Source organism: Endozoicomonas atrinae (assembly GCF_001647025.1).
Lineage (GTDB): Bacteria > Pseudomonadota > Gammaproteobacteria > Pseudomonadales > Endozoicomonadaceae > Endozoicomonas > Endozoicomonas atrinae.
In genome coordinates this window covers 1-811 of record NZ_LUKQ02000666.1, presented here as the reverse complement: position 1 = coordinate 811, position 811 = coordinate 1, and the positions used below count along the sequence as shown (strand labels likewise).

General features: G+C 54.1%; 1 protein-coding gene. It reads left to right on the top strand.

Annotated elements, in window-relative coordinates; all coding sequences use genetic code 11:
- Nucleotides 1–129: 129 nt before the first annotated feature.
- Nucleotides 130–811: hypothetical protein (locus tag AK963_RS29930; protein WP_202969952.1), on the top strand; the 682-nt coding region annotated here is incomplete at its 3' end.

The window sequence follows — 811 nt, the reverse complement described above, 5'->3', positions numbered from 1 at the left end:
GTTTTTACGTTACCCAAGGACATCGTTGTTATTTTTAAAAAAATAAAAGCAAGCTGCACAGAGGGACGAACCTCAGCTTAATAACCCCTAATCTCGGTCTTACACCCACCCTCCGCTAAGGCCGAGATCATGCAACCCGAAAACAAAAACACCCAGCAGCAAACCATCGACCGTATTGCCGCCCAACAGGGCCAGCAACCACAAGCCCCAGGTCAACCCCCGTCTCAACAGGTACCATCGCCACAGACTCCGATGTCACCACCGAAGCAGAACGAGACACCACCCACGGACGCCGAGAAAGCCGCCGCCGCAGGCTCACCACAAACCGAAGGTGACAAAGCCAAGGCCGAAGCCATCCTCTACGACATCGAGTTCGGAGAAGGCGACACCCGACAACTGACACCACAACAGATCAAATCCACATTCGAACGCTACCGCGATCTCAACTTCCAGAATGCCCAGATGAAACCGGTCAATCAGGTCGTCAACGCATTCATGAAAAAGTACGGGGCAAATCCAGCACAGGCAGCCCAAGCCTTGATCAACATGGAAAAAGCCTTTGAAAAGAACCCGCAGCTTGGGCGCGACGCAGGAGGTGATGCCAATTCCGGTCAGCAACAGAAACAAGAACTGACCGACGACGTGTTCAAAAAATGGGAAGAGGACAACGCCGCCGCGCTCCCTCCAGGCTACAAAGAGATGTCTGGCCAGATGCGACAGATGATGCAGATGAATCAGCAGATGCAGCAGATGTTGGCCCAGGTCATCGGCGGTACCCAGGGCGTTGCCAACGCGGCCAACCAGCAGGTCA